Source organism: Pseudomonadota bacterium, assembly GCA_016927275.1.
Classification (GTDB): domain Bacteria; phylum UBA10199; class UBA10199; order 2-02-FULL-44-16; family JAAZCA01; genus JAFGMW01.
In genome coordinates, this window is record JAFGMW010000096.1 from 1 (window position 1) to 12791 (window position 12791).

12 protein-coding genes are annotated in these 12791 nt (G+C 63.4%); 11 read left to right on the forward strand and 1 reads right to left on the reverse strand.

Going from position 1 to position 12791, the window contains the following annotated elements; all coding sequences use genetic code 11:
* The 11 genes from JXA24_06750 to JXA24_06800 form a co-directional block, all read left to right on the forward strand.
* Positions 1-1815: hypothetical protein (locus JXA24_06750; protein MBN1283451.1), on the forward strand; the 1815-nt coding region annotated here is incomplete at its 5' end.
* A 195-nt stretch (positions 1816-2010) separates the two neighbouring features.
* On the forward strand, positions 2011-2538 hold the full coding sequence (locus tag JXA24_06755) for a hypothetical protein (GenBank protein MBN1283452.1): 528 nt from the start codon (positions 2011-2013) through the stop codon (positions 2536-2538).
* A complete protein-coding gene (locus JXA24_06760) occupies positions 2531-3235 on the forward strand; it encodes a hypothetical protein (protein MBN1283453.1) in 705 nt (234 codons plus the stop codon). Before JXA24_06755 ends, JXA24_06760 begins: the two co-directional genes overlap by 8 nt.
* Positions 3236-3312: 77 nt before the next feature.
* Complete coding sequence (locus tag JXA24_06765) at positions 3313-3828, forward strand: helix-turn-helix transcriptional regulator (protein MBN1283454.1); 516 nt, start codon at positions 3313-3315, stop codon at positions 3826-3828.
* Entirely contained in the window at positions 3786-4421 is a 636-nt protein-coding gene (locus tag JXA24_06770; protein MBN1283455.1) for a nucleotidyl transferase AbiEii/AbiGii toxin family protein, read from the forward strand. The genes JXA24_06765 and JXA24_06770 overlap by 43 nt, the downstream gene beginning before the upstream one ends.
* 50 nt (positions 4422-4471) lie before the next feature.
* Positions 4472-7129, forward strand: a complete 2658-nt coding sequence (locus JXA24_06775; GenBank protein MBN1283456.1) for an MMPL family transporter — start codon at positions 4472-4474, stop codon at positions 7127-7129.
* Entirely contained in the window at positions 7126-8001 is an 876-nt protein-coding gene (locus JXA24_06780) for a YitT family protein (GenBank protein MBN1283457.1), read from the forward strand. The genes JXA24_06775 and JXA24_06780 overlap by 4 nt, the downstream gene beginning before the upstream one ends.
* Before the next feature lie 105 nt (positions 8002-8106).
* Positions 8107-8892, forward strand: coding sequence for an ABC transporter permease (locus JXA24_06785; protein ID MBN1283458.1), 786 nt, complete (start codon positions 8107-8109; stop codon positions 8890-8892).
* 71 nt (positions 8893-8963) lie between these two features.
* On the forward strand, positions 8964-9728 hold the full coding sequence (locus JXA24_06790) for an ATP-binding cassette domain-containing protein (protein MBN1283459.1): 765 nt from the start codon (positions 8964-8966) through the stop codon (positions 9726-9728).
* Positions 9729-9792: 64 nt separating this feature from the next.
* The gene (locus JXA24_06795; GenBank protein MBN1283460.1) at positions 9793-10587 is read left to right on the forward strand and encodes an MCE family protein; all 795 of its coding nucleotides are present in this window, start codon (positions 9793-9795) and stop codon (positions 10585-10587) included.
* Positions 10588-10644: 57 nt separating this feature from the next.
* On the forward strand, positions 10645-11529 hold the full coding sequence (locus JXA24_06800; protein MBN1283461.1) for a tetratricopeptide repeat protein: 885 nt from the start codon (positions 10645-10647) through the stop codon (positions 11527-11529).
* Positions 11530-11663: 134 nt separating this feature from the next.
* Here the strand turns inward: JXA24_06800 and JXA24_06805 are convergent, their stop codons facing one another.
* Positions 11664-12557 (reverse strand): DUF4349 domain-containing protein, encoded by an 894-nt coding sequence (locus JXA24_06805; protein MBN1283462.1) that lies wholly within the window; start codon positions 12555-12557, stop codon positions 11664-11666.
* Positions 12558-12791 lie beyond the last annotated feature (234 nt).

Below are 12791 nucleotides of genomic sequence, written 5' to 3' on the forward strand. Positions count from 1 at the left end.
ACCGCGACCGTGGACACCTCGACATACTTCATCGTGCCCACGCCCGCGGCGGCCGCGGCGCAGACCAAGGCGGCGATAGACGACATGATATGCGACCCGACTGCGGCGCTGGCGGCGGCGGTCTCATGCCCCAACTTCACGCAGTGCATGCTCGATCCGGCGCAGGACCTCGCCGGCGGCACGAGCTACACGATCTGCCTTACGACTGCGATCGAATATCTGGGCGGAAGCTCTCTCTCCACAGAAAAACAGCTGGGCTCCTTCGAGGGCTTCATGGCGACGTTTACGACCACGGGCAGCGCGCCGGGGGCGCCGGCGAACCTCGCCGCGGAGATAGGCCCGGCCGGGCAGCAGCTGATCCTCAGCTGGGATCCGGTCGAGGGCGCGGCATCATATAACCTCTATTGGGCCACGGCGGAGGGGGTCACGCCTGCGACCGGCACAAAGATAGAGGGCGTTACGAGCCCCTACACGCACGACGGGCTCACGAACGGCACGCTCCACTACTACGTGGCGACGGCGGTGAGCGACAGCCTCGAGAGCGGGGCGTCGAACGAGGCGAGCGGCCTGCCGCAGATCAATCCGGTCGGCACGCTCGATTCGGCGTTTAATGGCGTGGGATATGCGAACTGGGGTGCATCCTGGGACTGGGGGGAAGGAGTTGCAATCGATTCGGAGGGTCGAATAGTCGTGGGCGGGACGATAAACGACGGCGGCCCGAATGGATACGATATAGCCCTCTGGAGGTATAACGCCGACGGAACGCCCGACACGACCTTCAACGGCACTGGTCTCGTGACGCATCATGGGGCCGCCGGCGGCAACAAATGGGATAATGGAACCGGCGTCGCGATAGACACGAGCGGACGCTACTTAGTCTCCGGATATAGCGACGGGGCGGATGACAAATACGACATGGTCATATTGCGATACAACCCGGACGGCACCCTGGACAACACGTTTGGCACGGGCGGGATAGTCGTCTACGATCGCGGAATCAACGGAAACAACTGGGGATATGCACTGACGATAGATTCAAACGGCATGATCCTCGTAGCCGGTTTGACGAACGGCACCGGATCTGATGGCGACATGACCCTGTGGAGATACAATGTCGACGGGACGCCGGACACCTCGTTTGGAACGGGCGGGGTAGTCTTTAAATCCCATTCGACTGGCAGCGGAGGCGATGAGGGTCGCGGGGTAGCTGTGGATTCCAGCGGAAAGATCGTGGTGGTCGGCGGAGGGTTCAATGGATCTGACAATGACCTAGTCGTGTGGCGCTATAATTCTGATGGGACCCTCGACACCTCCTTCAGCGGCGATGGATTTTTCGTCTACGACGGAGGAAACGGTGACGACGGTGCGGCTGCCGTCATCGCAGATTCCGAGGATCGACCGGTGATCACGGGGTATGTGATAAATGCGTCCGATGTCGATATGGTGGCGATGCGCTTCACCGGTGCTGGTGCGCTCGATACGACATTCGGGACGAACGGGATCGTGACATACGATGACGGCAAAGACGAGAATGGTTTTGGCATCTCGATGGATTCAAGGGGCCGCTGCGTGATGACTGGAGAGACCGATCATGTTACGGATCCGTCATCCATGATCGCCGTAAGGCTCACTCCGGACGGGGCGTTCGACACGACATTCGATGGTGACGGCGTCGTCTCTTTCCAGAACGGAGCCATAGTCGATTCCAGCGACAGGGGCACCGATTTGACGTTCGACGACATGGGCAGGATAGTCATAACTGGCAACACCGGAACCTATGGGCATGGATACATGATGCTCTGGCGCTACGAATAGGCGCTGAACGAGATGAGACGAAAAAAAGGCCGGGCACCCGCCCGGCCTTTTTTTGCAATCAATCACCTGCCGAGGAACTGAGCACTTGAATATAACATTGACTATTAATCATAAAAGATTGAATAAAAACGATTGTTTATATTATAGTTGACTAATAGATTGACTGATAGTCAATAGTGGCTATATAATTAAATCATGAAAAAAGACGAGATGATGGAGGCCTTCAAGGCGCTGGATGCGAAGCTCACGACTCCGCTCACAATGCTCGTCGGCGGCGGGGCGGCCATGTTGCTGGCGCACGGCGTGCCGCTCGCCACGCACGATATCGACGGCGTCCCCCTGGACTCGCAGGTATCGCCGGCCGAGGTCGAGCGCATGGTCCGCGAGGTGGCCGCCGAGCTCAGAATCAGCCCGCATTGGTACAACGACTACTTCAAGACCTTCACATTCTCCCTGCCGCCGAACTTTCGCGAGCGGCTCGTGAAGGTGTTCAAGGGGAGGTTTCTCACCGTGAAGGCGCTCGGCGCGCTGGACCTGCTCGTCATGAAGTGCATGGCCGGCCGGGAGAAGGACATAGGACACGCGCGGGCGCTCGTCCGGCGCGGGGCCGACTGGCGCGAGGCGGAGGCGCACATCGATCGCCTGGCGCAGAAGGGGATTCCGGGCGCTGCGGAGGCAATGCGATTCCTGGAGGACCTGGCGGCGGAGGCTAACGATGCTTAAAGGGACGCCGACAGAGGACCATCTCGCCCGCATGTATTATGAGCTCGCAAAGCACGGCGCCGCCAGCGCGGGCGAGGAGAAGGCGTGGCCCTACGGTGAGATGAGCCAAAGCGAGCTGTTCTGCCTTGCCGCCGATATGTCCAGATACGACCCGCGCCTGTTCGACGTGCTGGTCTCGTTCCTCGACAGGCGCTGGGGCGCGCTCGATCCGCTCGCCATCCGCTCCACCTATGCGTTCATGGAGACGCCGCAGACGATCGCGGTCATGGCCGAATTCCTGCTGGGGCGGCAGGGGCATCCGGACGAGAAGCGTTTTTTCTTTGAATACCTGCAGAAGGGTCTTGCGCCCGTGCCACTTCAGCTCTACTACCACTATCTCTACAGGCCGGGCGGGGAGCTCATGATGCGCGCGGCCGAGGCGCCGCTGCAAGAGTACAAACGCTGGGGGTTCCTTGCGCGCGAAGCGCCGGTGCTCGACGAGGCTGGAAGGCGCACGGTGGGCTCGCGCGATGCTGCGTCGCGCAGGAATATTCTCGTTCGCCTCCTGGAGGAGAGGAAGAGGATACGCATGGTCGATTATCTCGCTGCGCTGGACTTCGGCATTTCGCGGCAGCAGGCGCTCCTCGACATGAGGTCCACTAAGGGGGTTCGCCTGACCGGCCGCGGCCCGGGCGCGCGGTGGGAGAGGGCGGCGTGAGGGGATCAGGGATCAGGCCACAAATCCATATATATTAGCCATTTGACTTTCTAGCTATTATCATATATGATAATACTATGGATGACGGCAGTCTGTCAGGGGAGATCAGGAAGAGGAGGCAGGAGCTGGGGCTTTCGCTCGCAGATCTTGCCCGGCGCGTGGGCACCTCTGCAGCCGCGATATCGCGCTACGAGGGGGGCTGGCAGCGCTTCGAGGTGGAAACCCTGAGAAAGATCGCAGTTGCCCTCGGCTGCAGATTGAACATAGATCTTAAGCCCGTTGAGCTCCGGCGGAAAAGGGTGAGCGCCGGCATCGCAGCGGCGCAGCTGAAGGGTCTCTTCTGGGATCACGACCTGACTGCGGGCGATTTCAAGAGGCACCCGAGGTGGATAACGGAGCGGGTCCTCGAGTACGGATCGCTCGAGGATGTCAGGACACTCGTCGCGCTGATGGGGAGGCACGTTTTTTTGAAACTGGTTGCGGAGAGCCGTCTGACGACCGGAAGGACCGAGCGGTTCTGGCGGGCGATGCTGGAGATGGAGGGGGTTGAATGCACGAAAAGGTCCTTCCAAAGGGGAGCCTGGCACTCCTGAACGGGCTCGAAGGGGCGGACCCCTCGTTCATTCGCGGGTGGGTGCTCGCCGAAGGCACGGGGCTTGCGCTCAGGCTCGGACACCGCGTCTCCGAGGACTTCGACTTCTTCCGCACGGACGAGTTCTCCGTCGAGGCGGTGCACGGTCTCTTTAAAAAGGCGGGGGCCTATGAAACGCTCCAGGAGTCTGAGCGCACGCTCACGGTCCTCGCGCGAGGGGTCAAGGTGTCCTTCTTTCAAATACCCGATCCGTTCATATTCGCTGTTGAGCCGTACAGAGGGTTTTCCATTGCCGATATCCGCGACATCGCCCTGATGAAGCTGATCGCGGTCTCGGGGAGGGGCAGCAGGAAGGACTTCATCGACCTGTATTTCATCCTGAAGGGAAATCCGACGCTCACGGAATACTTCGGCCTGCTCTCGAAGAAATACGCGAAGGGACGCGCGAACGCGTACCACATACTCAAGAGCCTCACGTATTTCGACGATGCGGAGGCGGAGCCGATGCCCCGGATGCTTGCGCCCTTCGAGTGGAAGGAGTGCAAGGCGTTCTTCGTCAGGCAGGCGCATTCAATAGTGCTTCCCGGAAAATAGGGATCAGGGATCGGGGATCAGGCCACAGGCCACAAAATTCGAGGTACCAAATGCGGGCACGGTTCTTCAGGTTCATAGCGCACATTGCGGCGAGGCATGCGCGCAAGATCATCGCGGTCGCGGTCGCGCTGACGATCGCGGCCGGGGCGTATGCGGCGGCGACTCTCAGGCTCAACGCTAACCTCGACGACCTGGTCTCCGAGGAGCTCGAGTACCACCGCCGCTACATCGAGTTTCTCGAGGAGTTCGGCGACGAGGAGTACCTCTACGTGGTCGTGGACTCGAAGGGGGACATGCCCCAGGCGAAGAGGTTCGTCGAGGCGCTCGCAGGCCGCGTGGAGAAGATCCCGGACCTCAAGGAGATAATCTTCCGCATCGACAACCCGGCGCTGGAGCGCAACTTCCTGCTCTACATGACGCCCGATCAGCTCTCCGCGCTTCGCGCCATGGTGACCGACGGCCCCTTCTCGGTGCGCAGGATCGCGGGCTGGAAAGACATCTCCGAGCTCTTCGCCGCGCTGGCCGATCGGATCGGAGGCCCGGTCTCGACCGCCGACGAGGCGGAGCTCGCGCAGGGGTTCACGTTCATCGACGGGCTCATCGACGACATCGCTCGCGCGATCGAGCGGGAGGCGCCCTATTCCTCGAGGCTGCAGGAGCTCTTCTTCGGCGACGGCGAGACGTTCGACACCGACGGGTTCTACCGCAACGGCGACCTGCTCTTCCTTCTCATCATGCCGGCCAAGGACTTCACGACGATGGAGGTGATAGAGAGGCCGCTGGCCGACATCAGGGCCGCGATCGCCAAGACGCGGGCGGAGTTCCCGGGGATCGACGCGGGGCTCACCGGACGCCCGGTGCTGGCCGCCGACGAGATCGAGACCTCGAACCGCGACATGAACTGGGCCACCGCGATCGCGATCCTGCTCGTGGGCGCGGTCTTCATCTTCTTCTTCCGCAGCCTCTCGCGGCCGCTCCTGGCCATGGCGTCGCTCGTCATGGGGATAGCGTGGACATTCGGGCTGGTCGCCCTTCTCTACGGCACCCTCAATCTGCTGTCCGTCGTCTTCTCCATAATACTCGTGGGCGCCACGATAGAGTACGCGATACACGTCGTGGCCCGCTATCAGGAGGAGCTCGCGCGCGACGGCGACCCGGCCGCCGCCATGGCGCGGGCGCTGGCGCTCATGGGGCCGGCCGACGCGACCAGCGCGCTCACCACCGCGGCCGCGTTCCTCACGATCACCTGGACCGACTTCACCGCGCTCGCGCAGCTGGGCGTGATCGCCTCGTCGGGCATCCTCCTCTGCCTCGCAGCCATGCTGCTGGTGCTGCCCGCGATGATAATCGCGCGCGACCGTGGGCGGGCGCCGGGGGCCCTGAGAAGGGTGAGGCCCTTCGCGCTCCCGCACATCGGCCTCCTGTACAGGAGGCCCGGGCTCCTCTTCGCAGCCGCGGCCGCGATCACCGCGGTCTCGATCCCTCTCGCGCTGCGGGTCGGCTTCGACAACAACCTGCTCAACCTGCAGGCGCGCGGGCTCGAGTCGGTGAAGTACGAGCACCTCATACTGGAGAAGTCGGGCGAGACCACGTGGTTCGCGCGCGCGGTGGCAGGCTCGATCGCTCAGTCTCACCGCATGGCCGGGGCGTTCGAGCGTCTACCCTCGGTCAGGCGGGTCGACGACGTTGAGCGGATACTGCCCGAGGGGCAGGGGGAGAAGATCGAGGCGGTGCGGAAGATCGCGCCGGCGTTCGAGGGGGTCTCTTTCAAACCCGCGTCGGGCAAGGTCGACGAGCGCAGGCTCGCCTTCGAGCTCGGCAGGCTCGCGGGCGGCCTCGATTCGCTGCAGGAGCAGGCGTTCAGCGCCGGCCGCGTTGACGCGGTGGAGGAGCTCGACAGGTTCTCCTCAAAGATAAGGTCTCTCGTCTCTGCGCTGAGCGGGGCGGACGCACAGGCGCTGGCGAGGCTAGGCAGGTTCCAGGGCGATTTCCTCGGCGACCTCCACAAAAATCTCGAAATCCTGGCCACTGGGATGGACCCCGTGACGATCGAGATCAAGGACCTGCCCGCCGACGTCGTGGGCAGGTTCGTCTCGCCCAAGGGCCGCTACGGCCTCTTCATATATCCGGCCGAGAACATCTGGGACCCCGCGGCGCTGGCGAAGTTCGTCGACGAGATACGGGGGGTGGACGAGTCGGTCACAGGGACCCCGATCGAGGTGCACGAGTCGGCGCGGCTCATGCGCGAGACGTTCCTCCGCTCCGCGGCGCTCGCGTTCCTGGTCATCTGCCTGCTCGTGTGGATCGACTTCCGGTCGCTGCGCGCCTCGCTGCTCGCGGTCATGCCGCTGGCGGTCGGGGTGCTGTGGCTGCTCGGCGTCATGGGCGCGACCGGGGTGCCGTTCAACATGGCCAACTTCTTCGCGATCCCGATCATCATAGGCATAGGCGTGGACTTCGGCGTGCAGCTGGCGCACCGCCTGCGCCAGGAGCGCTCGTTCGCGGCCATGGGGTCGGCCACCGGCAAGGCGGTCGTGCTCACCGCGGCGGCGAACGCAATCGGCTTCGGCACCATGGTCTTCGCGCATCACCGCGGCATCGCGAGCCTGGGCCTCATCATGGCAGCCGGCTGCGTCTCGTGCCTCGCCGCCGCGCTCGTGGCCATGCCGCCGGTGGCGAAGTGGCTCAAGTGGGGAGGTGAATCATGAAGAGGCTGTTCGGGCTGGACAAGATAAGCAGGGCGCAGTTCGGGGTGAACATCCTGCTGGTCGTGATCGGGTCGATCGTGAGCGCGACGGGCATCAACGCGTTCCTCGTGCCTCACAAATTTCTCTCCGGAGGCGTCACCGGGATCTCGCAGCTGCTCTCGTACGTCTCGGAGCCGTCGGTGGCGACCTATGTGCTCGCCTTCAACGTGCCGATATTCGTCATGGGCTGGTTCACCGTCGGCAGGACGTTCGTGGCGGGCAGCGCCATAGGCATGCTCACGTTCTCCGGCGCGCTCTACGCCACCGAGTGGATGTCGACCATGGGCTGGGCGCCGGAGCCGCTGCTCTCCGCCATCATCGGAGGCGCCCTCTCCGGCGGCGGCACGGGGCTCGTGCTCCGCGCCAACAGCTCGCACGGAGGCATGGACATAGTTGCGGCGACGATCAAGAAGCGCTGGTCCGTGACCATGGGCACGGTCTCGTTCATCGTCAACATCGTCATCGTGAGCGCGCTCGGCGCGGTGTTCGGCCTGCACGTCGCGCTCTACACGATCATCTCCTACCTCTGCTCCGCGCTGTCGCTCGACCGGGTGATGCGCGGCCTGGACACCATGTGCGGCATCTTCGTCGTGAGCGCGGATCCAGAGCGGATCGCGGGGCTCATCATGGAGAAGCTCGGCCGCGGGGTGACCTACCTCGACGGCGAGGGGGCCTACACCGGCCGCCGCGAGCGGGTGATATACTGCGTGGTGACGCTCAGGCAGCTGGCGCGCGTGAAACACTATGTGCGGAGCGTGGACCCGAAGGCGTTCCTCACCGTGGCCGACGTCAACGAGGTCTCCGGCAAGGGGTTCAAGCAGTTGCCGGTTTGAAAGCCGGGACCCGGAACCCGGAACCCGGAACCCGGAACCCGGAACCCGGGAGCCGGGGGCTGATCGCAGGTGACAAGATCCTCGGTCGTATGATATCAGGAGAACATGTCGCTTCTCGAGCGAACGGGGATTGCGGTCTGGCGGCCTCTCGACTCCGCGATCGAGATGGCCACGCTCCTCACGGAGGCATTCCGCACCGCGTGGCGCGAGCGCGGCCCGAGCGACGGGATAATCCTCGACGTCACCCTCCGCCAGATCTACTTCACCGGCATCCAGGCCCTGAAAATAGTAACGGTCGTGGCCCTGCTCCTGGGGGGCGCGGTCATCATCGAGGCGTTCACGCAGCTCCCCAGGGTAGGCGGAGAGTCGGTCATAGGCAGCATACTCGTGGTCGTGGTGGTCCGCGAGCTCGGCCCCATCCTCACCGCAATAATCGTCATCGGCCGCTCCGGCACTGCGATATCCACCGAGATCGGCTACATGATGGTGAACAACGAGATGCAGGCGATCTCGATGATGGGCATAAACCCCCTGCGGGCGATCGTGCTGCCGCGCATCATCGGGGTCGCGGCCGCCATAGCGTGCCTGTCGTTCTACTTCAACATCGTGGCCCTATTCGGCGGCTACGCCTTCGCGCGCTTCATAGTCCAGTACCCGTTTCACCGCTACGTTTCGGACCTGTCGGGCGCGCTGGGGTTCTGGGACGTGGCGGTCAGCGGCATCAAGTGCCTCGTCTTCGGGGTCATAGTGGCCGTGGTCTGCTGCAGGCGCGGCTTTTCCGTCCGCTTCTCGTTCACCGAGATACCGCAGGCCACCACCGGCGCCGTGGTGACGTGCCTGTATCTGTGCTTCGCGGTCAACATGGTCATAACCGCGTTTTTCTATATTTGAAGGGGTTAAACTGGAACCGGGTCCCGGGTCCCTGGTTCCGGGTCCCAGGTCCCGGGTCACGGGTCACGAACATGCGCTTCTCAATCGAGATCAACGATGTGACCTTTGCCTACGAGGGCTGCCAGCCCACGTTCTCCGGCATCACCGCGACACTCAAGCAGGGCGAGGTGGTGGGGCTCGTCGCCGCGGTGGGCGGAGGCAAGAGCACGTTCTTGAAGCTGTGCGCGGGGCTTCTCCCCCCCACCTCCGGCGAGGTCGTGATCGAAGGCAAAAGATTCTGGGCGCTTTCCGAAATGGAGCAGAACGCCCTCAGGCGCCGTATGGGTTTCGACTTCCAGGAGGGGGCGCTCATCGCGAACATGACGGTCTTTCAGAACCTCGGGATGCCGATGGTCTATCACGGCAGGGGGACGAGGGCCGAGATCAAGGCCGAGGTCGACGGGTGGCTCGCCCTCATGCGCATGGACAGATACTGGAACATGCTCCCGGCCGCGCTCTCCGCCGGCCTCAGGCGCCGGGTCTCCTATATCAGGGCCATGATGACCGACGGCGCATACTTCTTCTGGGACGAGCCCACCGAGGGCGGGGACGAGCTCCACTCACGCAGGGTGACCGAGGCCATCGCCGAGAAGAAAAAGGCCGGCCGCGGGTCGCTGGTCTCCACGCAGGACCTCTCTTTCCTGGCAAGTGTCGCCGACAGGGTCCTCGTCCTCAGGGATGGCAGGATATGCTACGACGGCCCCCTGAAGGGCGGGAAGATCCCGGTTGAATCGGAGTTGAAGGGGATGGTAAAAGGAACTGCAGAAGCTGAGAAGCTGAGAAGCCAGAAGGGCTGACCACCGATCACTGATCACTGATCACCGATCACTGATCACCGATCACTGATCACTGACCACAGACATGCAGCTGAAATTCCGATTTCTACAGAGGGTCGTGGGCGGGTTCTTCCTGCTCACCTGCGTAATCATCGTGGTGCTTCTCGTGCTCGTCGCGCGAGGCCAGAGGTGGTTCCAGCCCTACACCCCATATCACTGCTATTTCGACCGCGGCGGCGGGCTCAAGGCGGGGTCGAGCGTCATGATACAGGGGCTCGAGGCGGGCACCATAAGGAGGCTCAACCTCGAGGACGACAACCGCGTGCGGGTGGACTTCGAGATCTACCGGCAGTACGCGGACAGCATAAGGGAGGGAAGCAAGGTCAAGCTCTCCCAGCCGATAATAGGATCGAGCAGGATCGAGGTCGCGCTGGGCGCCGGAGAGGGTGATCTCATCCCGCCGCGCGGCGAGATCGGCGCGGAGGCGGCGGGCGGATCCGGCCTCGACGAGCTGATCTCCTCGGCCAACAGGCTGGTCAAGGAGCTTGAGGACCCCGAGGGCGATCTCATGGGCACTCTCGACAACATAAACGAGTTCACAAAGGCCCTCGCCGAGAAGCAGGGATCCATACGCATGCTGGTCGAGAAGCGGAAGCTCTACGACGAGCTGGAGTCGGCGGCCGGGCACCTGAGCAGCCTGCTCGCGTCGATCGACGACCGATCGCCCGACATCCAGGACTCCATCGTGGAGGCGCGCAGGGGGATATCGGAGGCCAACAAGGTGATCGCGGCGCTCAAGAAGAGCGTCTTCCTGCGCGGCAACATAAAGGAGCATCTGGGCCGGGACTCGACGCTGAAGGCGGACGGGAGGACGAGGTGAGACTCGTGAACCGTGAACTGTGGTCAGTGAACTGTGAACAGATCACGAGAGGCATCGATGAGGCGATATAAGCGCGCAATTGTGTCCCTTGTCCTGGCGGCGTGCTGCGTCTCCTGCGGCGGCAGGCGCGCCGATGTGGTCACCGACGTGCGCGACGACGTGAAATACCTGAACCTCCGCGGCAACGAGCTCTACTACAGGGGCGACTACGAGGCCGCGGCCTGCATGTACGACAGGGCGCGCATCAGGGCGGCGAGCGTGGACGACCGCGCCGGGGTCGCGGAGTCGGTCAACAACACGGGCCAGCTCTACCTCCTGGCAGGGGACCTCTCCGCGGCCGAAGAGCAGTTCTCAAGGGCGCTGGCGATGAACGGGGAGATCGGAAACAGCCTGGGGCGCGCCGCAAACCTCGTTAACCTTGGGTACGTCGCGCTCGACCGCGGCCGGGCCGCTGAGGGCGAGGGGATGTTCGACGAGGCGCTCGCGATCTGCCGCAGCGAGACCGACAGGCTGTGCGAGGCTGAGGCGCAAAACGGCAAGGGCAGGGCGCTGGCGGCGCAGGGCGAGACCGCGCGCGCCGAGGGCCTCTTCCTGGCTGCGCTGGCGACCGCCAGGGAGCGCATGCGCCACAGGCTCGCCGCGACGTCCCTGTGCAACCTGGGCGAGCTCATGGAGTCGCGCGGGGATCTTTCTGCGGCGCTGGGCTACTACACGAGGGCGCTGGAGAGGGACCGCATGATCGAATACTCGCTCGGCATCGCGTCCGACCTCAAGAGCATGGGCAGGGTGCTCACCGTGCAGGGAGACGCTGCCCGCGCGCGCGACGTGCTCTCGCGTTCGCACACGATCTACACCGAGCTCGGGATCAGGAAGGGGATCGAGGAGACGGAAGAAATGATGAAAACTGTGATCGGGGATCGGGGGCGCGCCCATGATCACTGACCACTGATCCCTGTGCGCCGCGAGCCAGAATTTGAGGCCCCTTTTTACAGCGTCATCGGAAAAAGGGTCCTCAAATTGTGGCGGGAGGCGCACCCATGATCCCTGACCACTCGTCACCAGTCACTAGTTACTAGTCACGGATTTTGCTTTTTCTGCCTCTTGTGCCTCAGGTAAATCCGAAGCATTCGAATGACGACCCAGCCGGCCAGGATGATTATGGCGATCCAGGGGACGATCGCGCTGGTGACGATGACGAGCGCGGCTAGCGACGAGGTGAAGGCGGCCAGCGCCCTCTGCAGGATGCCCGAGAGGGGCTGGAAGATGCCGCGGCCGAAGCCGCGCGGCTCTATCAGGGTGGCCTCGATGGTGGCGAGCTCGATCCGGCCGTCCATGAAGCGCTTCCTCGTCTGCAGGCCCTCGATCTCGGTGCGCACCCGGCCGAGCTCCCGCTCGGTCTCCATCAGGTCCTTGAGCCTCGCACCCGGCGCGTCGACCAGCGCGGAGAGCCTCTTCTCCAGCCGCTGCGCGTTGGCGAGGCGGGCCTCGATGTCCACGTACTGCTCGGTCACGTCGGCCGAGGAGGTGTCCTCTTCGCGCACGCGGCCCAGCCCTTTGAGCGCGGCCAGCGCCTCCTCGATCTTCTCTGCAGGGACCTTGATCGTGAGGCGGAGCGATCGGACCCCCGCGTTGTCCTCGTAGGCCGAGGAGCCCGCGACGTGGCCGCCCATTCCCTCTGCCATCCTCCGCGCGTCCCTGTCCGCGTCCTCGATGTCGCGGACCTCCACAGTGAGCGAGGCGCTCCGCATCACCTTCCGGGACTCCGCCATGGGGGCGGGCGCGGCCATCATCGGCGGCGGCGCGGCCATGGCCCTCAACGCCAGGCCCTTGCCCGGCATCGGCCCTTCGGGCTCTGCCATGGCCATCTGCTTCGAGCCGCCGCCCGCCTGCCTGTTCACCCAGTCGCAGCCCGCCGCCAGCGAGCAGACCGTGAGGAGCATCACAATATATAGATATGATCTGGTCTTCATGGATCCCCCTTTGTTCCCCGCGACCCTATAAATTCAGGGCAAATATCGCAAGTCCTATAAGGCGCCTCCGGGACACATCGCCTCGTCGAGGTTGTCCGTTTCGGAGCGGGGGACCCCACAAATAAAATTCCAAATCCCAAGCACCAAACTCCAAATAAATTCCAATAACCGAAATTCCAATAACCAAACAAAAACATCGCGTTCGATTATTCGATAATTGGAATTTGGTGCTTA

Coding starts and splice junctions, on each gene's coding strand:
- JXA24_06805 (MBN1283462.1), bottom strand. CDS start 12,557: ATGAAGACCAGATCATATCTATATATTGTGATGCTCCTCACGGTCTGC.
- JXA24_06780 (MBN1283457.1), top strand. CDS start 7,126: ATGAAGAGGCTGTTCGGGCTGGACAAGATAAGCAGGGCGCAGTTCGGG.
- JXA24_06795 (MBN1283460.1), top strand. CDS start 9,793: ATGCAGCTGAAATTCCGATTTCTACAGAGGGTCGTGGGCGGGTTCTTC.
- JXA24_06765 (MBN1283454.1), top strand. CDS start 3,313: ATGGATGACGGCAGTCTGTCAGGGGAGATCAGGAAGAGGAGGCAGGAG.
- JXA24_06790 (MBN1283459.1), top strand. CDS start 8,964: ATGCGCTTCTCAATCGAGATCAACGATGTGACCTTTGCCTACGAGGGC.
- JXA24_06800 (MBN1283461.1), top strand. CDS start 10,645: ATGAGGCGATATAAGCGCGCAATTGTGTCCCTTGTCCTGGCGGCGTGC.
- JXA24_06775 (MBN1283456.1), top strand. CDS start 4,472: ATGCGGGCACGGTTCTTCAGGTTCATAGCGCACATTGCGGCGAGGCAT.
- JXA24_06755 (MBN1283452.1), top strand. CDS start 2,011: ATGAAAAAAGACGAGATGATGGAGGCCTTCAAGGCGCTGGATGCGAAG.
- JXA24_06760 (MBN1283453.1), top strand. CDS start 2,531: ATGCTTAAAGGGACGCCGACAGAGGACCATCTCGCCCGCATGTATTAT.
- JXA24_06785 (MBN1283458.1), top strand. CDS start 8,107: ATGTCGCTTCTCGAGCGAACGGGGATTGCGGTCTGGCGGCCTCTCGAC.
- JXA24_06770 (MBN1283455.1), top strand. CDS start 3,786: ATGCACGAAAAGGTCCTTCCAAAGGGGAGCCTGGCACTCCTGAACGGG.